Source organism: Bacillus sp. FJAT-49711, assembly GCF_018343715.1.
GTDB lineage: Bacteria > Bacillota > Bacilli > Bacillales > Bacillaceae_C > Lederbergia.
The window spans coordinates 263,664-282,529 of sequence record NZ_JAGYPL010000003.1; the positions used below are offsets into that span (position 1 = coordinate 263,664).

Sequence of the window (18,866 nt, forward strand, 5' to 3'; positions counted from 1 at the left end):
GTTAGATCTTCCTTCTTATTTTGTATAGGTGAAGCGGGATATGAGCGTGAGTCCAAATTTATGCAACCCCATCATGACAATCCCACTCGAAATTTGATCAACACTCGGATTCATTTGAAAAGGGAGTAAATCTGCCACATTAATATGTTCGGGCAAACAGAGACTTAATGCAAACCCTTGTAAAAACGGGTTCGTTATTCCTCCCATGATGCCATTTACAATAAACAATAAGCAAGCCGGAGTTAAAAGAAAGCCGCTCCATACAGCAAATCGTTTATTCCCCAACTTTACAACCGGCCACCACATAAGAATAGCTAATACAAAGAGCAGCGATGTATATCCTTTGTGCACATAGGAAATTTGGTAAAGTGTTTGCAATACGAACGGCAAATGATAAAGAAAAAACAAGATTGCAAATAAAAATAAAGAAATATACGCTAAAACATTTAACTTAAATTTAACCGGAATTCCAAGTATAAATAGCGGCGGAATAATAAAATAAAGGATGCTCATTTGAATCATATGAAAACTAAATGATAAATGGCTAATGACGGATAATGGACTCCCGATCACTAAGTAAAATAAACTGATACTTATGAAAAAAAGAATCGATCTTACGTGATAGATTTTTATAATCGTTAAATGTTTCAGTAAGAGAGCATATAAAATAGCGATTATTGCGAGAATAAATAATAATGGGAAGTTCCACTCTAGTTGTCCTTCAAGCAATACACTATTGACATGCTCCACCTCCTTGCATAAGCACGAATTTATTCATTTTATGATTCAACATTCATGTTTATTTCTAAAAATTACGCTCGGTTCTTGTCCCTATGTGTCAAAATCAAGATTGAAGGCAAGAAAATTCCTCGAATTAAAAATGTATCAAGCAAAATTCCCATCGCCATCGTAAAGCCGAATAAGAATAATTCTTGTAAGGGCTGCGTCATTAATACCGCAAAGGTTGCTGCCAAAATTAAGCCAGCTGACGAAATGACTCCACCTGTTAAAGCAACGCCTTTTCCAACCGCCTCTTTCCAAGGAAGTCTTTGCGCCTCTTCGCGTATGCGCGAAACGAGCATGATATTATAGTCGATTCCTAACGCCACCATGAAAACGAATGTATACACTGGAAGTCGATAGCTAATGGCCTCGAAGCCCATCAAATGATGGAAAATCCACCAACCAAATCCGAGAGTAGAAAAGTACGATAATAATATGGTCGACATCATTAAAATTGGCATTAGAACGGATTGTGTTTGAAAGCCAAGGACAAGAGTAAGTAATATTGTGACAAGTGAAAACAACATGATGATGTCTCGTTCATTCATTTTCCTTACATCAACTTGTTGTGCTGTTTGTCCTCCAATATGCATTTTTACATCCTTTGAAGAAAAACCACTTTCTTTTAATAATATGTTTGCTGAATCACGCAGCTTTTGAACAGCGTCGAGCGCCCCTGTATCATATGGGTTATGATCTAAAATCAACTGCAGCTGAATCGTTTTTTCTGATTTAGATAAAAAATTTCGCGGCAGGCTGTTCTGATCCGTTATGAATGGAGTAACAGAACTAACACCCGGTTGACTTTCTAATTTTTTTACAAGATTATTAACATTTTTGAAAAAATCATGATTTAATTTAAATTCTTTATTGGATTGCAACACGATATTCACAGGAGCCAATTGCCCTGCAGGATAATTTTTCTCTAACAACTCGAATCCTTGCCGCGAAGGCATGTCCTCTGGAAATGATTTTAATAGATTAAAAGAATATTTTATTGAGGAAAAGTTAAAGGCACCAATTAATAAAACGGTAAGCAGAATACAAGCTATGACAGCAGGTCGCTTAATGACTAGTTTGCTTATTTTATTCCAAACTCCAATTTTAACCTTAGCAGCACTTTCAACCTGTGGAACAAATGGCCAAAACGCTTTTCGACCCATTAAGGCAAATATGCTCGGTATTAGCGTGAGGCCCGCTAGCAAAATGACAATGACCGCTACCGAAAATACGGGTGCGAAATGATTATATGGCTGGAACACTGTGACAAATAAAGCCAGCATGGCAAGAAATACGGTTCCACCACTAAACACGATCGGTTCAGAAACATGGTAGATGGCTTCACTCATTGCAGCGTATTTAGATTCCTGTTTTTTTAATTCTTCACGATATCTTGAAAAAACAAATAGGCTATAATCTGTTAAAACAGCAAACAGTAAGACTAGCATAATGGAAATTGCGGAACTATCCACTGTGAACCAGCCGTACTTTCCAGCTACTCCTAAAACACGGTCCACCACTCCATATACAATCCCTGCAATGAAAAGTGGAGTAATCGCTAGTAACGGAGAGCGATAAATTAAGATTAAGATAATAAAAATTAATCCTACAGTCGCAAGCATTAATACGATATCCGCATTTTTAAATAAGGAGATTGTATCAGCTGATATTCCGGCAGGTCCAGTGATTTCAAACTGCATTCCTTCTACACCAATCGCATCGACTTTTTCCCTTACCTGATCCAAGGTTTTAAGGGTAATATCTGTATCTAAATCAGGCTCCAACGAAAGGTTAAAAAGGAGAGTCGATCCGTCATCGGAAAACATCTCATCTTGAACATTTTCTGGAAATTGATGAAAAGGTAATGCGTTTAAAATATATTTAGGCTTTTCATCGGAGGCTAGCCACTCGCTTAATTTGGCTATCTTTTCACGATCTTCATTTGTGATTTTTTCATTCCGATGAAAAACGAGAAGAGCCGGCATTCCGTCAATACTGGAAAATTGTTTTTTAACAATATGATCCGCAATTTCTGAAGGAGCGTCGCCACTTACACTCGCTTCTTTACTATTCACAGCATATTCCTTCGCACCTGGCGCGAACACGCTGAATAACAATACTGCTAGAAGCCAAGCAACGATTGTAATCTTTGCTCCTTTTGAACTACTTGAAAATTTTACTAGTTTTCGAAATGGTCGAAGCATGTCATTCATCTCCTACAATTTAAGGTCAGCCTCATAGTAGGAAATGAATATGAACGGAGTATGAATAGGAGATTTCGTTTACTGCTAAAGCTAAATCTTCTTGCCCTCATATGAACTTGTAAAAAATAGTATCCATTCTTTACTGTTTTTTGAAATAAATTCTTTACAGTTTTGCAAATGAATTACAGTATTATTCCGGAATTTGCCACAAATGCGATGCGCATTCATTCAATACGCATCAATAATTGTGTTGCACATTACTTTTTTTAATGCTTGGTGAAACCACATACTCCCTAGCTTCCACACACTCCTCGCAATTATCTCCACATAAAAAATAAAACGGGTTTTTCTTTAACTCTACACTTGCAACTTCAACGACATCCTTTGCTTTCATAAATTGGCACGTACCATTGCCAATTTTTTGTATAGTAAGGCAACCCTTTTCTTTTAAAAGCGACTCCATCTTATTAAAGTTTTGACAACAATGGTTGATGATTGGAATTTCAATTTTTTCGACCTTTCCGTCCCTTGACATCAACATCGTAGAGTATGTTCTATACGGCACATCATTTAAAGATTCCGCCAAATGGATCGTAGTATTGGAATCATGGGAAACACCAAACAAAAGAATCCTTCCATCAAGCTGATACGCTTTTCCGATTGGACTTTTAATTCCTTCCGGTTGATCTATTAGTTGTTCGGCGACAATTTCCGGTGCATGCTTCCCATATGCCGCAAACGCACTATTTGGATGAACACTTCTAAGCACCCCCGGCATTCTCCAAAATGTTTCAGCGACAATCCCCATATCATCCGTTGGAGTCGTTTTGGGATCAAATACTTCGTCGCCACTTGTCATTGATGGCATGACGAGTGTCCCTTCATCCCCCAAAATGTCTAGTAAACTTTCAATCACCGCGTCTGGGCCGCCCTCTATATATCCAATGTTTCGTAGTGATGTATGGACGACAAGCACCATCCCTTCTTTTACTCCAATTCTTTTAAAATCTCCAACTAATTGATTTTTAGTAAGCATGTACCCACCAACCATTTTCGTTTTCATCATTATATAATTTGCGCCCAATTATGAAAAGCTTTCCAAAAACAGTTGACAATGATTTTTAAATGTTATATGGTTAATTACATAAGTAACTAACCAATACGGTGGTGGACCAAATGAAGCATTTAATTGATGATAGGCGGCCCATTTTTATCCAAATTGCAGAGCGTATAGAGGATGACATCATCGAAGGCGGATTGCCGGAAGAATCCCAAGTTCCTTCAACGAATCAGTTCGCTCACTTTTATAAAATCAATCCAGCCACAGCTGCGAAAGGCGTAAATTTACTGGTTGACGAAGGCATCTTATATAAAAAGCGGGGTATCGGAATGTTTGTTGCAGAAGGAGCACGGTTGAAAGTCATTGAAAAGCGAAAAAAGCAGTTTTTCGAGCAATATGTCGTGACGATGATACAGGAAGCTGAAAAGTTAGGAATAACAGCTGAACAACTGATGGATATGATTCGGAAAGGAGATCGAAAATGATGAATGAAGTGGTTAAGGTCAGTAAGCTTAATAAATTTTATAATGACCATAAAGCAATCCAAGATATTAGCTTTTCAATTGATGAAAATAAAATTTATGGGCTGCTTGGTAGAAATGGTGCCGGAAAAACAACTTTAATGAAAATGATTACGGCGCAGATATTTCATACTAATGGAGATTTAAACGTATTTGGAGAAGAACCATATGAAAATGCGAAAGTACTTAAACAAATTTGTTTTATAAAAGAGAGTCAAAAATACCCTGACAATTTTAATGTCCGTGATATTTTGGAAGTATCAAAGAGTTTTTTTCCAAATTGGGATGAGGAGTATGCATACTCCTTAGTCGAAGAATTCAACCTTCCACTAAAGAAGAAAAATAGAGGACTTTCCCGAGGAATGCATTCAGCGCTTGGTATCGTAATTGGTCTTGCAAGTAGGGCACCACTCACCATTTTTGATGAACCATATCTAGGTTTGGACGCTGTTTCGAGGGAATTATTTTACAACCGTTTGATGGAGGATTACACTGAGCATCCCCGGACAATTATTTTATCTACCCATCTTATTGATGAAGTAAGTAATTTGCTGGAACATGTTTTAGTCATTGATAAAGGAAGATTAATCATCGACGAAGATGCCGAGAACTTGAGAGGCAAGGCTTTTACCGTAACAGGGCAAAAAGCAAAGGTAGAGGCATTTATTTCCGGAAAAGAAGTCATTCATCGTGAGTCATTTGGCGGGCTGCTTTCAGCGACTGTAATAGGTACCACAAATGATAATATCCATATTCCGGAACTTGAAATAACCCCTGTTTCCTTGCAGCAGTTAATTGTCCATTTAACAAAAGGAAAATCTGATAAACAAAGTGGGGTGGCGAAATGAATATTCAAAGTGTTTTAAAAATGCATCGCCGGGATAAGTGGGGTTGGTTCTTAATTCCAAACATCATAGTATTCTCCGTTTTCATTGTAAATTTAATCGTTAGCTTTTTTATTACACCAGAAGAAGCGTATTACACAGGCGGAGGATTTTCATATTTGTTTGTATACATGTTAATAGCTGGAATATTAGTAATGGCACAAACATTTCCATATGCCATTAGCATGTCCGTCAGAAGAACAGATTTCTTTATCGGTACAGCTGTAATGGGATCAATCATGAGTTTCTTCTACGCCATACTTTTACTCATTTGTTCAGTAGTTGAAAAATGGACGATTGGCTGGGGAGGAAAATTCCACTTCTTCCATTTTCCATATTTGAATGATGGAACACTTTTAGAACAATTCGTCATCTATTTCATTTTATTACTTAATGTATTTTTCCTTGGATTAATGATTTCCAGCTTCACGCGTCGTTTTGGAAAAAAAGGACTGTTTATCGCTGCTATAGCCTTATTATTGATTGCAAGTGTCGCAGCATTACTTGTAACGTATTATGAACATTGGATGGATATGATTCATTGGATTATTGATCACACTGCCGTCCAACTATCATACTGGCTCATTATACCTACACTGATTTACTTTGTCTTTTCGTACTTATTCTTGAGAAGGGCAACTGTTTAAAAAAACGCCTAGCGATGCTGACCCAATGTATCGCTAGGCATTTTTATATTTAATGGAAGGAAGTTGGACAGTTCTCCAGCTTATTTTAGAATTTTGTCAATCACAGCAACGGTGATGGACAAATCTAGTATTTATTTCACACTTTTGTCCATCATAACACTGATGATGGACAATTCCACTGCTTATTACAGAATTTTGTCAATCATAGTAACGGTGATGGACAAATCTAGCATTTATTTCACATTTTTGTCCATCATAACGCAGATGATGGACAGTTCCACTGCTTATTTTATAATTTTGTCAATCACAGCAACGGTGATGGACAAATCTAGTATTTATTTCACACTTTTGTCCATCATAACACTGATGATGGACAATTCCACTGCTTATTACAGAATTTTGTCAATCATAGTAACGGTGATGGACAAATCTAGCATTTATTTCACATTTTTGTCCATCATAACGCAGATGATGGACAGTTCCACTGCTTATTTTATAATTTTGTCCATCATAACACTGATGATGGACAATTCCACTGCTTATTCTAGAATTTTGTCCATTATAGCATTGGAGATGAATATTCCTACTACTCCAATAAAATATGAGACTTTCTCGTTTTTTTAAATCGATTACTTTGAGCATCAAAAAGACCATAATGCCTATTTTTGCACCCCTTCCCCTCCCTTCATACAATTAGACGGACAAAAGCAGATTGTATTACAAATCATGTTAGTATCTAGTAAAACAATATATTATAGGCATTGAACCCTCTAGATTTATTCGCAGGTGAGATTCTGAAGTTGGACAGCTAAAGATTAAGTTAAAACTAGAAGAATATAAAGATATGTTTTCATCAATTAAAAAAGCCACTCAGTCCACCAAATCAAGATTCGGTAGGAATGAGTAGCTTAATTTTACTTTTAACGATTTTCATATGCTGCAATTTTGTCTTCAAGCTGCAATGTTAAGGCGATTTCGTCCCAGCCGTTTAATAGCATTTGACGGCGGTATGGGTCGACTTTGAATGAGTAAGTGTCTCCGTCCTCTGTCACAACGGTTTCTGTTTCAAGGGAGACGGTGATTTTTAATGGTTTTTCCTTTGATTTTTTTAGTAAATCTTCAACATCAGCTTCAGATAATTGGATTGGGAGTAGGCCATTTTTGAAGCTGTTGTTAAAAAAGATATCCGCAAAGCTCATTGCGATGATGACTCTGAATCCGTAATCACCGAGTGCCCACGGTGCGTGCTCACGTGATGAACCGCAGCCAAAGTTTTCTCGAGCGATTAAAATTTCACTTCCGGCATACTCTTCATTATTCAGTTCAAAGTCCGCTCTTTCCACTCCATTATCATCGTAGCGCCAATGATAAAAAAGGTATTTTCCAAATCCGGTACGCTCAATTCTTTTTAAAAATTGCTTTGGTATGATTTGGTCCGTATCTACATTTGAACGATCCAACGGAGCAAGTACGCTCGTTACTTCTTTGATCGGCCTCATACAAGCGCCCCCTCTTGTTTAAAAGTACGAACATCAACGAAGCGACCAGCAATGGCAGCAGCTGCTGCCATCGCAGGACTGACTAAGTGAGTACGTGAGCCATTTCCTTGGCGGCCTTCAAAATTACGATTGGATGTTGAAGCGCATCTCATGCCCGCTGGAACTTGGTCAGCATTCATGGCAAGGCACATGCTGCATCCAGATTCCCTCCATTCAAATCCAGCATCAAGGAAAATTTTATCTAAGCCTTCCTCTTCCGCCTGTCTCTTAACTGAATGGGAACCAGGTACTACAATCGCATTAACGCCACTGTTCACTTTCTCACCTGCAACAATTTTAGAAGCTGCTCGTAAATCCTCGATTCGAGAATTCGTGCAAGAACCGATGAACACATATTGAATCTCAATATCTGTCATTCTAGTTCCACCTTCAAGTCCCATATATTCAAGAGCTTTTTCAATTTCTGCCTTCTCTGCATCCGTTTTTCCATCTTTAGGACGCGGTACAGATCCATTTACGCCAACACCCATACCAGGGTTTGTACCCCATGTAACAACAGGCTCAATTTCAGATGCATCAATTTCAATGACTGCATCATACTTAGCATCAGCATCAGTTACTAGCTCGCGCCATTCTGATTTTAGCTTTTCAAATTCTTCTCCAACTGGAACATGAGGACGACCTTCCAAATAAGCAAACGTAGTTTCGTCAGGGCTGATTAATCCAGCTTTTGCACCAGCTTCAATGGACATATTACAAACCGTCATTCGTTGTTCCATCGTTAACTTTCTGATGGCATCGCCTGTATACTCAAAAATATGGCCTGTTCCAACGTTGATTCCGTATTTCGCAATAATCGCCAAAATTAAGTCTTTTGATGTAACACCTTGGCCTAACTCGCCATTCACTTTAACTTGCATCGTTTTCGGCTCTGCTTGCCATAATGTTTGAGTCGAAAGAACATGCTCCACTTCACTCGTTCCAATTCCAAATGCTAAAGCACCAAATGCACCATGTGTGGAAGTATGGCTGTCTCCACAAACAATTGTTTTGCCAGGTTGCGTTAATCCAAGCTCAGGGCCGATTACGTGAACGATTCCCTGGTCCGGATGACCCATACCAGCTAACGGAACTCCAAACTCCGCACAGTTTTTCTCAAGAGTTGTCATTTGCTTCTCGGAAATTGGATCTGTTACAGCTTCATTCAAACGAGTTGGAACGTTATGATCCATCGTTGCAAAAGTTAAATCTGGTCTGCGTACTTTTCTCCCGTTTAGGCGCAAACCTTCAAATGCTTGTGGAGAAGTCACTTCATGAACGAGATGAAGATCGATATATAGCAAATCTGGTTTCCCTTCTTCTCGATGAACGACATGCTTCTCCCAAATCTTTTCAATAATCGTTTTGCCCATCTTTCTTCACCTCACCGTTCAATTTCGCTGACAATCTTTTCAGTCATGTCAGTCGTGGATAATACTTGCCTTCCGATATTTTTGAATTCACTTGTACAATAGCCTGCCTCAAGAACATTTTTAACTGCCGCCTCAACCGCATTCGCTTCTTCTAACATTCCGAACGAGCTGCGCAGCATCATTGCTGTTGATAAAATAGCTCCAAGCGGATTGGCGATATTTTTCCCGGCAATATCAGGTGCGGATCCATGAATGGGTTCATATAATCCAAAACCGTCTGCACGAAGACTAGCCGATGGCAACATTCCAAGTGAACCTGTAATGACAGAAGCTTCATCGCTTAAAATATCCCCAAACATGTTTTCCGTTACGATTACATCAAAAGCTGCTGGATACGTGATTAATTTCATCGCTGCCGCATCTACAAGCATATGTTCATATTCTACTTCTGGGTATCTAGCTGCAACTTCTTCGACAATTTTTCTCCAAAGCTTGCTTGACTCAAGTACATTCGCTTTATCAACTGATGTTACTTTGTTCTTGCGTTGTTTTGCCAAATCAAAGGCGTGAATGACTACACGCTCTATTTCATCACGGCCGTAAACTAAAGTATCAACTGCTTTATCGTCATCATGGAAACTTGGTTCACCGAAATACAAGCCACCTGTAAGTTCCCTTACAATCATCATGTCGACGCCTTCAGCAACTTCTTCCTTCAAAGGAGAAACAGAGAGCAGGCTTTTAAAAGCCTGTACAGGTCGGAGATTTACACTTAATTCAAAGTGTTTACGAATTTGGAGAAGCCCTCTTTCAGGTCGAAGATCAGATGGATTGTTATCCCATTTTGGTCCGCCGACTGCTCCAAGAATAATCGCATCACTTTCTTCACAAATTCGGATTGTTTCATCTGGCAATGGCTGACCAACTTTGTCAATGGCCTCTCCACCGAGCAGGCCGTATACCCATTCAAATTCGTGATGAAAACGACGCCCAATTGCTTCTAATACTGCTAGGCTTGAATCTGTCACTTCTTTTCCTATTCCGTCTCCACGTAATACAGCTACTCGTTTCTTCAATCTCAACTTCCCCTTCTATACGGTTGTCATTAACTGCTTCATTTGTGATTGAAGCAGTATGCGATTCACAGCATTTAAATATGCTTTAGCAGATGCTTCTAATACATCCTGCGCAGAATCTCTACCTGAAAGAACCTCGCCATTAAATGTTATATTAATGACTGCTTCGGCAAGAGCATCCCTGCCTTTTCCTATAGATGAAACTCGATAATCCAATACATGGACTTCTCCTTCCACCACTTTTTCAAGTGCATTAAAGATAGCTTCAACACTTCCCGCACCACTCGTTGCTTCTCCAACTATGTTGCCATCAGGTGTTTTTACGGTAACAGTTGCCAAAGGCTCTTGCACCGATGTATATTGAACGCCGACAGTTTCAAGTTCGTATATAGAAGTCTCCGAATCTTTTAACTGCTCATTCGTTAAAATCGTCCATAAATCTTCATTCGTAATTTCTTTCTTGCGATCGGCTAGTTTTTTAAATTGTATAAATGCATGATTCAAAGATTTGGAATCTAGTTCAAACCCAAAAGATTTAGCACGATCTTGGAAAGCGTGTCGCCCAGAATGTTTTCCTAACACTAAACTGTTTGACGTTTCGCCGATAAGTTCTGGTGTAATGATTTCATATGTTGTCGGCTCTTTTAAAACTCCATCTTGATGAATGCCTGATTCGTGTGCGAAAGCATTTTTGCCGACTACCGCTTTATTCGCTTGAACGGCCATTCCTGTTAACTTGCTAACAAGCTGGCTTGTACGTTTTATTTCATTCAACGTTAAGTTTGTTTCGATTTGATAAAAATCTTTCCTCGTATAAAGAGCGACGCCCACTTCTTCCAAAGCGACATTACCTGCTCTTTCCCCAATACCATTTACAGTACCTTCGATTTGATCAGCGCCATTTTCAATCGCTGCAAGTGTATTGGCAACTGCCATTCCAAGGTCATTGTGGCAGTGAGCCGAAAGTGTAGCTTCCCTAATATTCGGAACATTTTCTTTTAAATACTTAAATAATGCTCCGTATTCCTCAGGGGTCGCGTAGCCAACTGTATCTGGAATATTAATAACCGATGCACCGGCTTTAATAGCCTGTTCTACGATTTGAGTGAGGAAAGCTCGATCGGAGCGGAATGCATCCTCAGCTGACCATTGAACGATTGGAAAAAAACTTTTTGCATACTTAATCGTTTCAATCGTTGTTTGCACTACTTGTTCAGGAGTTTGTTTTAATTTATACGTCATGTGTATTGGAGAAGTAGCAATGAAAACGTGGAGCCTAGGGCATTCCGCCACTTTCAACGCTTCCCATGCATGATCAATATCTGATTTGACTGAACGCGCCAGGCCTGTGACAGATGAGTCTTTTATTGTTGAGGCAATTTTTTTTACAGCATCTAAATCACCCGGAGAGGCGGCGGGAAACCCCGCCTCCATAATATCCACTCCGAATCTTTCAAGCTGTTTCGCGATTTCGAGTTTTTCAGCTGTATTTAGATTCACTCCAGCCGATTGCTCTCCATCACGCAAGGTTGTATCAAATATGTCAATTTTTCGCACTTGAAACCACAGCTTTCTTCTTACCAGCTTTAACAAATGGCATCATTTCACGAAGCTCTTGACCTACTTTCTCAATTAAATGTTCGCTTTCACGACGGTTAATCGCATTGAATTCTGGACGATTCAATTGGTTTTCTAGCAACCAGCCTTTTGCGAATTTACCAGTTTGGATATCTTCCAAAATATCTTTCATACGTGCTTTCGTATCAGCATCTACAACTCGTGGTCCAGAAACGAAGTCTCCCCATTGTGCTGTATCAGAGATAGAGTAGCGCATTCCAGCAAGGCCATCTTCGTACATTAGGTCTACGATCAATTTTAATTCATGTAAACACTCAAAGTATGCTACTTCTGGTTGGTATCCAGCTTCTACAAGTGTTTCGAAACCAGCTTTTACAAGGGCAGTTGTTCCGCCGCAAAGCACTGCTTGCTCTCCGAATAGATCTGTTTCCGTTTCTTCTTGGAATGTTGTTTCAAGTACACCTGCACGAGCGCCGCCAACACCTTTTGCATAAGCCAATGCTAAATCTCTTGCTTGACCTGTTGCATCTTGATATACCGCAAATAATGCTGGTACCCCTGCACCTTGTTCAAACGTACGGCGTACAAGATGTCCTGGGCCTTTAGGTGCTACTAGGAATACATCCACATCTGAAGGTGGTACGATTTGATTGAAGTGAACGTTAAAACCATGAGCAAATACTAACGCTTTACCAGCTGAAAGTTCTGGTTTTACTTCATTTTCATATACAGCTGTTTGTCTTTCGTCTGGAAGTAAGATCATGATGATATCTGCTTTCGAACTTGCTTCTTGAACGGAATAAACTTCATGTCCATCTTCAACCGCTTGATCGTAAGATTTACCAGGTCTAATTCCAACGATAACGTCAAAACCGCTGTCTTTTAAGTTGCTTGCATGTGCGTGTCCTTGTGAACCATATCCTAAAATTGCGATTTTCTTTTCTTGTAATACTGACTCATTGATTTCGTTATTGTAATATACTTTTGCCATTTTTTCTCCATCTCCTCTTAAAGTTGTAAAATTGATAGTTGTTGTGTTTCTGTTTTTTGATGTTCGCGAACAAATGCAGTTACACCTGTTCTTGATATATCTTTAATGCCATAAGGCTTTAACAACTCCATAAATGCGTCCACTTTGTCAGGTTCCCCTGTTACTTGCACGGTGATCATGTTTTTCCCCATATCGATGACCGTTGCCCTAAAAGGTTCAATAATGCTATATACTTCACTTCGCATGGAAGGCGGACACTGTACTTTAATAAGTGCCAACTCACGAGTAACAATCGACTTATCGGTAATATCCGACACCTTCAATACATCAATTTGTTTCTGCAACTGCTTGAGCAGCTGCTCCATTTTAGCGGGATCATCCATTGGCACGATGAAAGTCATTTTAGAAACAGCTGGATTTCCCGTAGGGCCAACCGTAATGCTGTCAATATTAAATTGCCTTTTGGCAAATAATCCGGTAATACGATTTAACACACCAGGGTTATTGTTGACTGTTACAGTTACAACTCGTTTCATTCTCCCACCCCTATCATTTCATGAAGTCCTTTTCCTGGGGCAACCATCGGATAAACATTTTCAGCTTCAATAACTCGACAATCAATTAATACAGGTTCGTCTGTATTGAAGGCTTCTTCAAATACAGCTTTAGCTTCTTCTTCAGTAGTTGCTATATATCCTTTAATTCCATAAGCTTCAGCCAATTTTATAAAATCAGGTTGATTTGGAATTAATGAGTGAGAATAACGCTCTTCATAAAATGTTTGTTGCCATTGACGAACCATTCCAAGACATTTGTTATTGATGATGACAACTTTTACTGGAAGATTCAGTTCTTTTATAATGGAAAGTTCTTGCAATGTCATTTGGAAACCGCCATCTCCTGTAACTGCTACAACCGTTTTATCAGGCTCACCTAATTGTGCACCAATCGATGAAGGGAACCCAAAGCCCATCGTACCTAGCCCACCTGAAGTAACCCAATTATTCGGACCATTAAATCCGTAATATTGTGCTGCCCACATTTGATGCTGGCCAACGTCAGTCGTTACAATGGCATCTCCACCCGTAATGTCGTGAATCATTTTGATGACATGTGGTGAAGAAAGAGAATTTTCTGGTGAAGCCGGTTTTTTAAACGGATATTTTTCTTTACTTTCTTGTAAAGCGTCCGTCCATTCTGATATATCTGGAATATTTAATTCCATGTTCAGTAACTCTTCCAATACGATTTTTGCATCTCCAACAATCGGAACAGCAGTTGGAACATTTTTACCGATTTCAGCTGGATCGATATCAATATGAGCCACCGTCGCATTCGGAGCAAAGTGCTTCAAGTTACCAGTTAGACGATCATCAAAGCGAGCACCAATATTAATGAGCAAATCGCAATCAGTTATAGCCATATTGGATGTGTACGTTCCATGCATCCCCGCCATCCCTAAAAATTGAGGATGATCCCCAGGGATTGTACCTAATCCAAGAAGTGTATTTGTAATTGGAAACCCAGTTTTTTCAACGAATTCTTTTAAATAATCTGACGCTTTTGCGAATAGTACTCCCGCGCCTGCAAGAATCAATGGCTTTTTAGCATTAGCCATTACACTTACAAGCTTTTGCAATTGCAAATAATTCGGCTTTGTCGTTGGTTGATAACCTGGTAGATTAATCGAAGCATCAGGAAATACCTTTGTTACTTGTTGTGACGCAATATCTTTTGGAATATCAATTAGAACTGGTCCTGGACGTCCAGTAGACGCAATATAAAAAGCCTCTTTAATAATTCTTCCAAGATCTTCAATTCTTTTTACTTGGTAATTATGTTTTGTAATTGGCATTGTAATGCCGACAATGTCTGATTCTTGGAATGCATCTGTTCCAAGCGCAGAGCTTGCAACTTGACCCGTGAACACGACGAGTGGCAATGAGTCCATCATAGCATCCGCAATACCTGTAACAAGATTCGTCGCGCCGGGTCCAGATGTAGCAATGACGACCCCTGGCCTTCCAGTGACTCTTGCATAGCCTTCTGCAGCGTGAATAGCTCCTTGTTCATGTCTCGTCAAGACGTGCCTGATTGGATTTTTGTGCAATGCATCATAAATTGGCAGTGCAGCTCCTCCAGGATAACCGAACATAATTTCAACGTTCTCTTTTTGCAATGCCTCGATGAAAAGGTCTGCCCCAGTCTTCACTTGTACTGTTGTTGCCGCGTCAGATTTTTGGTCACTCGTTCCCATCGGGATACCCATACTCACCACTAGCGCCTTCCTTTCAATTTTGATTTTTTTAAAACATATCGCATTTTATTGATTTAATGCATTAACTTATGAAATATTTACTTTTCTTTGTTCTGCTGTTGGAGTGAGAGCCTTCCACTTCTCCAATAAAAAAAAGTCTTTTCAGCCCACAAAAAAGGAGAACCTTTTATGCAGGGATGAAAAAACTTTCATGGTACCACCCTACTTCTCAGTGTAGATCACTGACTCAGGAGCGACAATTATGTCACTCATTGATAACGGGAACTTACATTTTATCCCCGTGAACCCTTACTTGCTAAAGCTTTCAGGATTCCCGCTCCGAGGCGATGTCACAAATGGCTGTATTGTCGGTTTCCAGCAGTTCCGACTCTCTGGTAATACAGGGCTCCATTCATTTTTACCTCTTCATTGCATTGTTGTTTGTTCATTTATAACATAAAAGTTGTTTTTTGTCATATTTTCATTACGCCGCCTGTGCTGGCAGAAGTAACAAGTTTAGAGTATCTAGCTAAATAGCCTTTTTTGATCTTTGGTTCAAATGGTTTTAAATTAGCTTTTCTTTCAGCTAAAATTTCATCTGAAACTTTTAAATCAATCGTACGATTTGTTAAGTCGATGAAAATCTCATCTCCATCCTCAACTAGAGCAATGGGTCCACCCTCAGCCGCTTCCGGCGAAATATGTCCGATTGATATACCTCTAGATGCTCCTGAGAAACGACCGTCTGTAATAAGTGCAACTTTTGTTCCAAGGCCTCTACCTGCAATAGCTGCAGTAGGTGCAAGCATTTCCGGCATACCAGGTCCACCTTTTGGTCCTTCATAGCGAATGACAACAACATGACCTTCTTTTACCGTTCCATCATTAATACCTTGTTGCGCGTCTTCTTGTGATTCAAAAACAATTGCTTTTCCAAGGAATGTTTTTATCGAAGGATCTACAGCGCCGACTTTAATGACGCCTCCATCCGGTGCTATATTACCGTAAAGGATGGAAAGTCCACCTACAGGACTATATGGATTTTCTTTCGGTCTAATGACTCCAGGATTTGTGATGACATGTTCTTTTACGTTTTCGTACACAGTTTTACCTGTTACCGTCATTCTATCCCTTTCAATGGCATTCATCTCGCATAGTTCACGTATAATGGCACTGACTCCGCCGGCATCGTGTACATCTTGCATTGTATAATCGGATGCAGGCGCAATTTTAGATAAATATGGAACTCGCTTAGCCACTTCATTGATACGAGATAAATCGTAATCGATATCAGCCTCATGTGCAATAGCTAATGTGTGAAGAACAGTGTTTGTTGACCCACCCATTGCCATATCAAGTGCAAATGCATCATCGATTGTTTGTTCACTAATTATATCACGAGGTTTAACATTTTCCTTCACCATTCTAACTAAATGATGAGCAGCCTCTTTAATTAATCTGTGGCGTTCTTTTGATGTCGCTACAATTGTACCGTTGCCAGGCAATGCTACACCTAGCATTTCCATGAGCGAGTTCATTGAGTTTGCAGTAAACATTCCTGAACAGGAACCACAAGTAGGACAAGCATTCTGTTCAATGTCGAGGAGTTTTTCTGCAGTCATTTTCCCTGCATGGAATGCACCAACTCCTTCGAAAACGGATGAAAGTGTTAATGGTTCGCCTTCTGATGAAGTTCCGCCTTCCATAGGTCCACCTGATACAAAAATGGAAGGGACATTCGTTCTATATGCCGCCATCAACATTCCAGGAGTGATTTTATCACAGTTCGGAATGTAGAAAACTCCATCAAACCAGTGAGCATTAATAACGGTCTCTGCAGCATCTGCGATCAGCTCTCTGCTTGGCAAGGAATAACGCATTCCAATGTGACCCATCGCAATTCCGTCATCTACCCCAATTGTATTAAACTCGAACGGAACCCCGCCTGCTTCCCAAATTGCTTCTTTGACCACATCTGCAAATTCTCTTAAGTGCTTGTGACCAGGAATAATATCAATATAGGAATTACAGACTCCAATGAACGGTTTCTCCAAATCTCTTGTTTTTACACCTGTTGCATATAATAAGCTGCGGTGTGGGGCACGATCAATCCCCTTTTTTATCATATCGCTTCTCATTATGACATCTCCTGTTTCTTTAGGCCGTATTAATTAGCCACATTTAATGATTCATCGTATATATTAACTCCGTCAGTAAGCGTCAACTCTCGGAAACTTTCAAGCAGGTCTTTTGTTATAGGACCAGGTTTTCCATCTCCAATGATTCTTCCATCAACTTTTTTAACAGCAATTACTTCTGCAGCAGTTCCTGTTAAGAAGACTTCATCAGCTGTATATACATCATGCCGTGTAAATATGGCTTCTTCGACTTCATATCCTTTTGCACGAGCGATATCAATTATTGCATTTCTAGTAATTCCAACAAGGGCACCAACATGTCCCGGAGGTGTTAGTATTTTTTTATCTCTTATGATAAAAATATTATCCGCTGAACCTTCCGCCACATATCCCTGATCATTGAGCATGAGAGCTTCAGGAACCCCAGCAAGATTTGCTTCTATTTTAACGAGAACATTATTTAAATAATTTAATGATTTTACCATTGGATTTAACACATCTGAACGATTCCGTCTCGTCGCCACTGTGATGATTTCAAGTCCAGTTTCGTATAATTCCTTTGGAAAAATACTTAGTGGTTCAGCAATGACAATGACTGTTGCTTTTTCGCAAGTATACGGATTTAAACCCAAGTCCCCTACTCCACGAGATACAACGAGGCGAACGTATCCATCTGTTAATTTGTTTTTGCGGAGTGTTTCCGTAACAATGCTCGACATCTCCTCTTTCGTGTATGGAATGGTTAACATGATTGATTTCGCTGAGTCATACAGACGTGTTAAATGCTCGTCTAAGCGAAACACATTCCCAGAATATGCACGAATTCCTTCGAAGATTCCATCTCCGTAGAGAAATCCATGATCATACACTGACACGACAGCTTCTTCTTTTTTTACGAATCGGCCATCAAGGAAGATCAATTGTTCACTCATTACTATTCGCCCCTCTCTATAAAATTATATTTTCAAAGTTATTTTGATTTATTAAATTGTTCCAATAATACCGCGGTATTGCTGAAAGGTCAAGACATTTTCAGAATGTTTTATCAGTTGTAAAAAGTCCATTAATTTTGTATCCGTTTTCATTGTTTTTGCACCAACGTTTGAAAAATTTATACTATTTATGAATTTTCAATGAATTTTTTAATCTATGAATCTTCAATTGAATAACTATATCAGTATTTCTACTTGCATCGTGCTTTGAACGCTCCAATTTGACAGCTGTGCTTATTTTTTTATAGGAAAAAGCAATTAAAAAACAGCTGCGTGAATGTCAACCTTTTAAAGGAAATTAGTACGCAGCTGCTTGCTATGGAAATTATTTTATGGGGATTTAGGGGTTTTTTTAATATGTGGATATTCTAATGGTGAATTTATGCCATTCCCATCGTTTTTTTTATTCGTAGGATATCTTTTTTATTATGCCAAGTGTCATCTTTCAGAATATCGATGCTATCTCCCATATCTTTCATTTGTTCTTTAATTTCTCCAAATTCTTTGGCATTCTGATGACGCATCTCACTCAATTCAGCTTTTAGCATCTCTTGTCCATTTCTTAACCCACTTAAAATGAACCCATGCTCTTTTAAAGTTTCACTATGCATGTCCAGTTTTTGACTATGCTCATTTAATATCTGGCTATGTTGATTTAAAATTTGGCTATGCTCTCTTAATATCCCGCTATGCTCATTCAATGTATCCTTTATCTCATACAGGATGCCCATAATTTCTTTAGCCATCTCCATTTTATTCGCCTCCTTTCTACATATATCTAGTATATCATCTGTCCCAAAAGAAAAGTAGGCTGCCGAGTAGTC

General features: G+C 39.2%; 17 protein-coding genes and 1 other annotated feature. Of the genes, 3 read left to right on the forward strand and 14 right to left on the reverse strand.

Going from position 1 to position 18,866, the window contains the following annotated elements:
- Positions 1-15 precede the first annotated feature (15 nt).
- From KHA96_RS15340 to KHA96_RS15350, 3 genes are all read right to left on the reverse strand, one after another.
- A complete protein-coding gene (locus tag KHA96_RS15340; protein WP_213130196.1) occupies positions 16-729 on the reverse strand; it encodes a cytochrome c oxidase assembly protein in 714 nt (237 codons plus the stop codon).
- A gap of 83 nt (positions 730-812) precedes the next feature.
- On the reverse strand, positions 813-2,987 hold the full coding sequence (locus KHA96_RS15345) for an MMPL family transporter (protein ID WP_213130197.1): 2,175 nt from the start codon (positions 2,985-2,987) through the stop codon (positions 813-815).
- Between the two features lie 238 nt (positions 2,988-3,225).
- Entirely contained in the window at positions 3,226-4,053 is an 828-nt protein-coding gene (locus KHA96_RS15350) for an AAC(3) family N-acetyltransferase (protein ID WP_213130198.1), read from the reverse strand.
- 110 nt (positions 4,054-4,163) lie between these two features.
- Between KHA96_RS15350 and KHA96_RS15355 the strand changes: the two genes are divergently transcribed.
- Genes KHA96_RS15355 through KHA96_RS15365 form a run of 3 tightly spaced genes read left to right on the forward strand, consistent with a single transcriptional unit; the run spans position 4,164 to position 6,099 of the window.
- Positions 4,164-4,532 carry a GntR family transcriptional regulator gene (locus KHA96_RS15355; protein WP_213130199.1) on the forward strand — a complete coding sequence of 123 codons (369 nt, stop codon included), beginning with the start codon at positions 4,164-4,166 and terminating at the stop codon, positions 4,530-4,532.
- Complete coding sequence (locus KHA96_RS15360; RefSeq protein WP_213130200.1) at positions 4,529-5,416, forward strand: ABC transporter ATP-binding protein; 888 nt, start codon at positions 4,529-4,531, stop codon at positions 5,414-5,416. The genes KHA96_RS15355 and KHA96_RS15360 overlap by 4 nt, the downstream gene beginning before the upstream one ends.
- On the forward strand, positions 5,413-6,099 hold the full coding sequence (locus KHA96_RS15365; RefSeq protein ID WP_213130201.1) for a hypothetical protein: 687 nt from the start codon (positions 5,413-5,415) through the stop codon (positions 6,097-6,099). Before KHA96_RS15360 ends, KHA96_RS15365 begins: the two co-directional genes overlap by 4 nt.
- Positions 6,100-6,501: 402 nt before the next feature.
- Here KHA96_RS15365 and KHA96_RS15370 read toward each other — a convergent pair whose 3' ends face one another.
- The 11 genes from KHA96_RS15370 to KHA96_RS15420 all read right to left on the reverse strand — a co-directional run bounded on the left by KHA96_RS15370 (position 6,502) and on the right by KHA96_RS15420 (position 18,794).
- On the reverse strand, positions 6,502-6,741 hold the full coding sequence (locus KHA96_RS15370; RefSeq protein ID WP_213130202.1) for a hypothetical protein: 240 nt from the start codon (positions 6,739-6,741) through the stop codon (positions 6,502-6,504).
- A gap of 278 nt (positions 6,742-7,019) precedes the next feature.
- Entirely contained in the window at positions 7,020-7,598 is a 579-nt protein-coding gene (leuD, locus tag KHA96_RS15375) for a 3-isopropylmalate dehydratase small subunit (RefSeq protein WP_213130203.1), read from the reverse strand.
- Entirely contained in the window at positions 7,595-9,010 is a 1,416-nt protein-coding gene (gene leuC / locus KHA96_RS15380; protein ID WP_213130204.1) for a 3-isopropylmalate dehydratase large subunit, read from the reverse strand. Before leuC ends, leuD begins: the two co-directional genes overlap by 4 nt.
- Before the next feature lie 11 nt (positions 9,011-9,021).
- Complete coding sequence (gene leuB / locus KHA96_RS15385) at positions 9,022-10,086, reverse strand: 3-isopropylmalate dehydrogenase (protein WP_213130205.1); 1,065 nt, start codon at positions 10,084-10,086, stop codon at positions 9,022-9,024.
- Between the two features lie 15 nt (positions 10,087-10,101).
- Positions 10,102-11,643, reverse strand: a complete 1,542-nt coding sequence (locus tag KHA96_RS15390) for a 2-isopropylmalate synthase (protein WP_213130206.1) — start codon at positions 11,641-11,643, stop codon at positions 10,102-10,104.
- Positions 11,630-12,655, reverse strand: a complete 1,026-nt coding sequence (ilvC, locus tag KHA96_RS15395) for a ketol-acid reductoisomerase (protein WP_213130207.1) — start codon at positions 12,653-12,655, stop codon at positions 11,630-11,632. The genes KHA96_RS15390 and ilvC overlap by 14 nt, the downstream gene beginning before the upstream one ends.
- A 17-nt stretch (positions 12,656-12,672) precedes the next feature.
- Positions 12,673-13,191, reverse strand: a complete 519-nt coding sequence (gene ilvN / locus KHA96_RS15400) for an acetolactate synthase small subunit (protein ID WP_213130208.1) — start codon at positions 13,189-13,191, stop codon at positions 12,673-12,675.
- The gene (gene ilvB, locus KHA96_RS15405; protein WP_213130636.1) at positions 13,188-14,912 is read right to left on the reverse strand and encodes an acetolactate synthase large subunit; all 1,725 of its coding nucleotides are present in this window, start codon (positions 14,910-14,912) and stop codon (positions 13,188-13,190) included. Before ilvB ends, ilvN begins: the two co-directional genes overlap by 4 nt.
- Before the next feature lie 190 nt (positions 14,913-15,102).
- Positions 15,103-15,351 (reverse strand) — a binding site (T-box leader).
- Between the two features lie 34 nt (positions 15,352-15,385).
- On the reverse strand, positions 15,386-17,050 hold the full coding sequence (ilvD, locus tag KHA96_RS15410) for a dihydroxy-acid dehydratase (protein ID WP_213130209.1): 1,665 nt from the start codon (positions 17,048-17,050) through the stop codon (positions 15,386-15,388).
- Positions 17,051-17,079: 29 nt separating this feature from the next.
- Positions 17,080-17,982, reverse strand: a complete 903-nt coding sequence (gene ilvE, locus KHA96_RS15415) for a branched-chain-amino-acid transaminase (protein ID WP_213130210.1) — start codon at positions 17,980-17,982, stop codon at positions 17,080-17,082.
- A 440-nt stretch (positions 17,983-18,422) separates the two neighbouring features.
- Entirely contained in the window at positions 18,423-18,794 is a 372-nt protein-coding gene (locus KHA96_RS15420; RefSeq protein ID WP_249315644.1) for a hypothetical protein, read from the reverse strand.
- Positions 18,795-18,866 lie beyond the last annotated feature (72 nt).

What these genes read in the sequence shown, in the direction of transcription:
- KHA96_RS15420 (WP_249315644.1), bottom strand. Translation starts at nt 18,794, where the DNA reads ATGGAGATGGCTAAAGAAATTATGGGCATCCTGTATGAGATAAAGGAT.
- ilvC (WP_213130207.1), bottom strand. Translation starts at nt 12,655, where the DNA reads ATGGCAAAAGTATATTACAATAACGAAATCAATGAGTCAGTATTACAA.
- KHA96_RS15360 (WP_213130200.1), top strand. Translation starts at nt 4,529, where the DNA reads ATGATGAATGAAGTGGTTAAGGTCAGTAAGCTTAATAAATTTTATAAT.
- KHA96_RS15345 (WP_213130197.1), bottom strand. Translation starts at nt 2,987, where the DNA reads ATGCTTCGACCATTTCGAAAACTAGTAAAATTTTCAAGTAGTTCAAAA.
- leuD (WP_213130203.1), bottom strand. Translation starts at nt 7,598, where the DNA reads ATGAGGCCGATCAAAGAAGTAACGAGCGTACTTGCTCCGTTGGATCGT.
- KHA96_RS15370 (WP_213130202.1), bottom strand. Translation starts at nt 6,741, where the DNA reads ATGCTCAAAGTAATCGATTTAAAAAAACGAGAAAGTCTCATATTTTAT.
- ilvN (WP_213130208.1), bottom strand. Translation starts at nt 13,191, where the DNA reads ATGAAACGAGTTGTAACTGTAACAGTCAACAATAACCCTGGTGTGTTA.
- KHA96_RS15355 (WP_213130199.1), top strand. Translation starts at nt 4,164, where the DNA reads ATGAAGCATTTAATTGATGATAGGCGGCCCATTTTTATCCAAATTGCA.
- ilvB (WP_213130636.1), bottom strand. Translation starts at nt 14,912, where the DNA reads ATGGGAACGAGTGACCAAAAATCTGACGCGGCAACAACAGTACAAGTG.
- KHA96_RS15365 (WP_213130201.1), top strand. Translation starts at nt 5,413, where the DNA reads ATGAATATTCAAAGTGTTTTAAAAATGCATCGCCGGGATAAGTGGGGT.
- ilvD (WP_213130209.1), bottom strand. Translation starts at nt 17,050, where the DNA reads ATGAGAAGCGATATGATAAAAAAGGGGATTGATCGTGCCCCACACCGC.
- ilvE (WP_213130210.1), bottom strand. Translation starts at nt 17,982, where the DNA reads ATGAGTGAACAATTGATCTTCCTTGATGGCCGATTCGTAAAAAAAGAA.
- KHA96_RS15350 (WP_213130198.1), bottom strand. Translation starts at nt 4,053, where the DNA reads ATGATGAAAACGAAAATGGTTGGTGGGTACATGCTTACTAAAAATCAA.
- leuC (WP_213130204.1), bottom strand. Translation starts at nt 9,010, where the DNA reads ATGGGCAAAACGATTATTGAAAAGATTTGGGAGAAGCATGTCGTTCAT.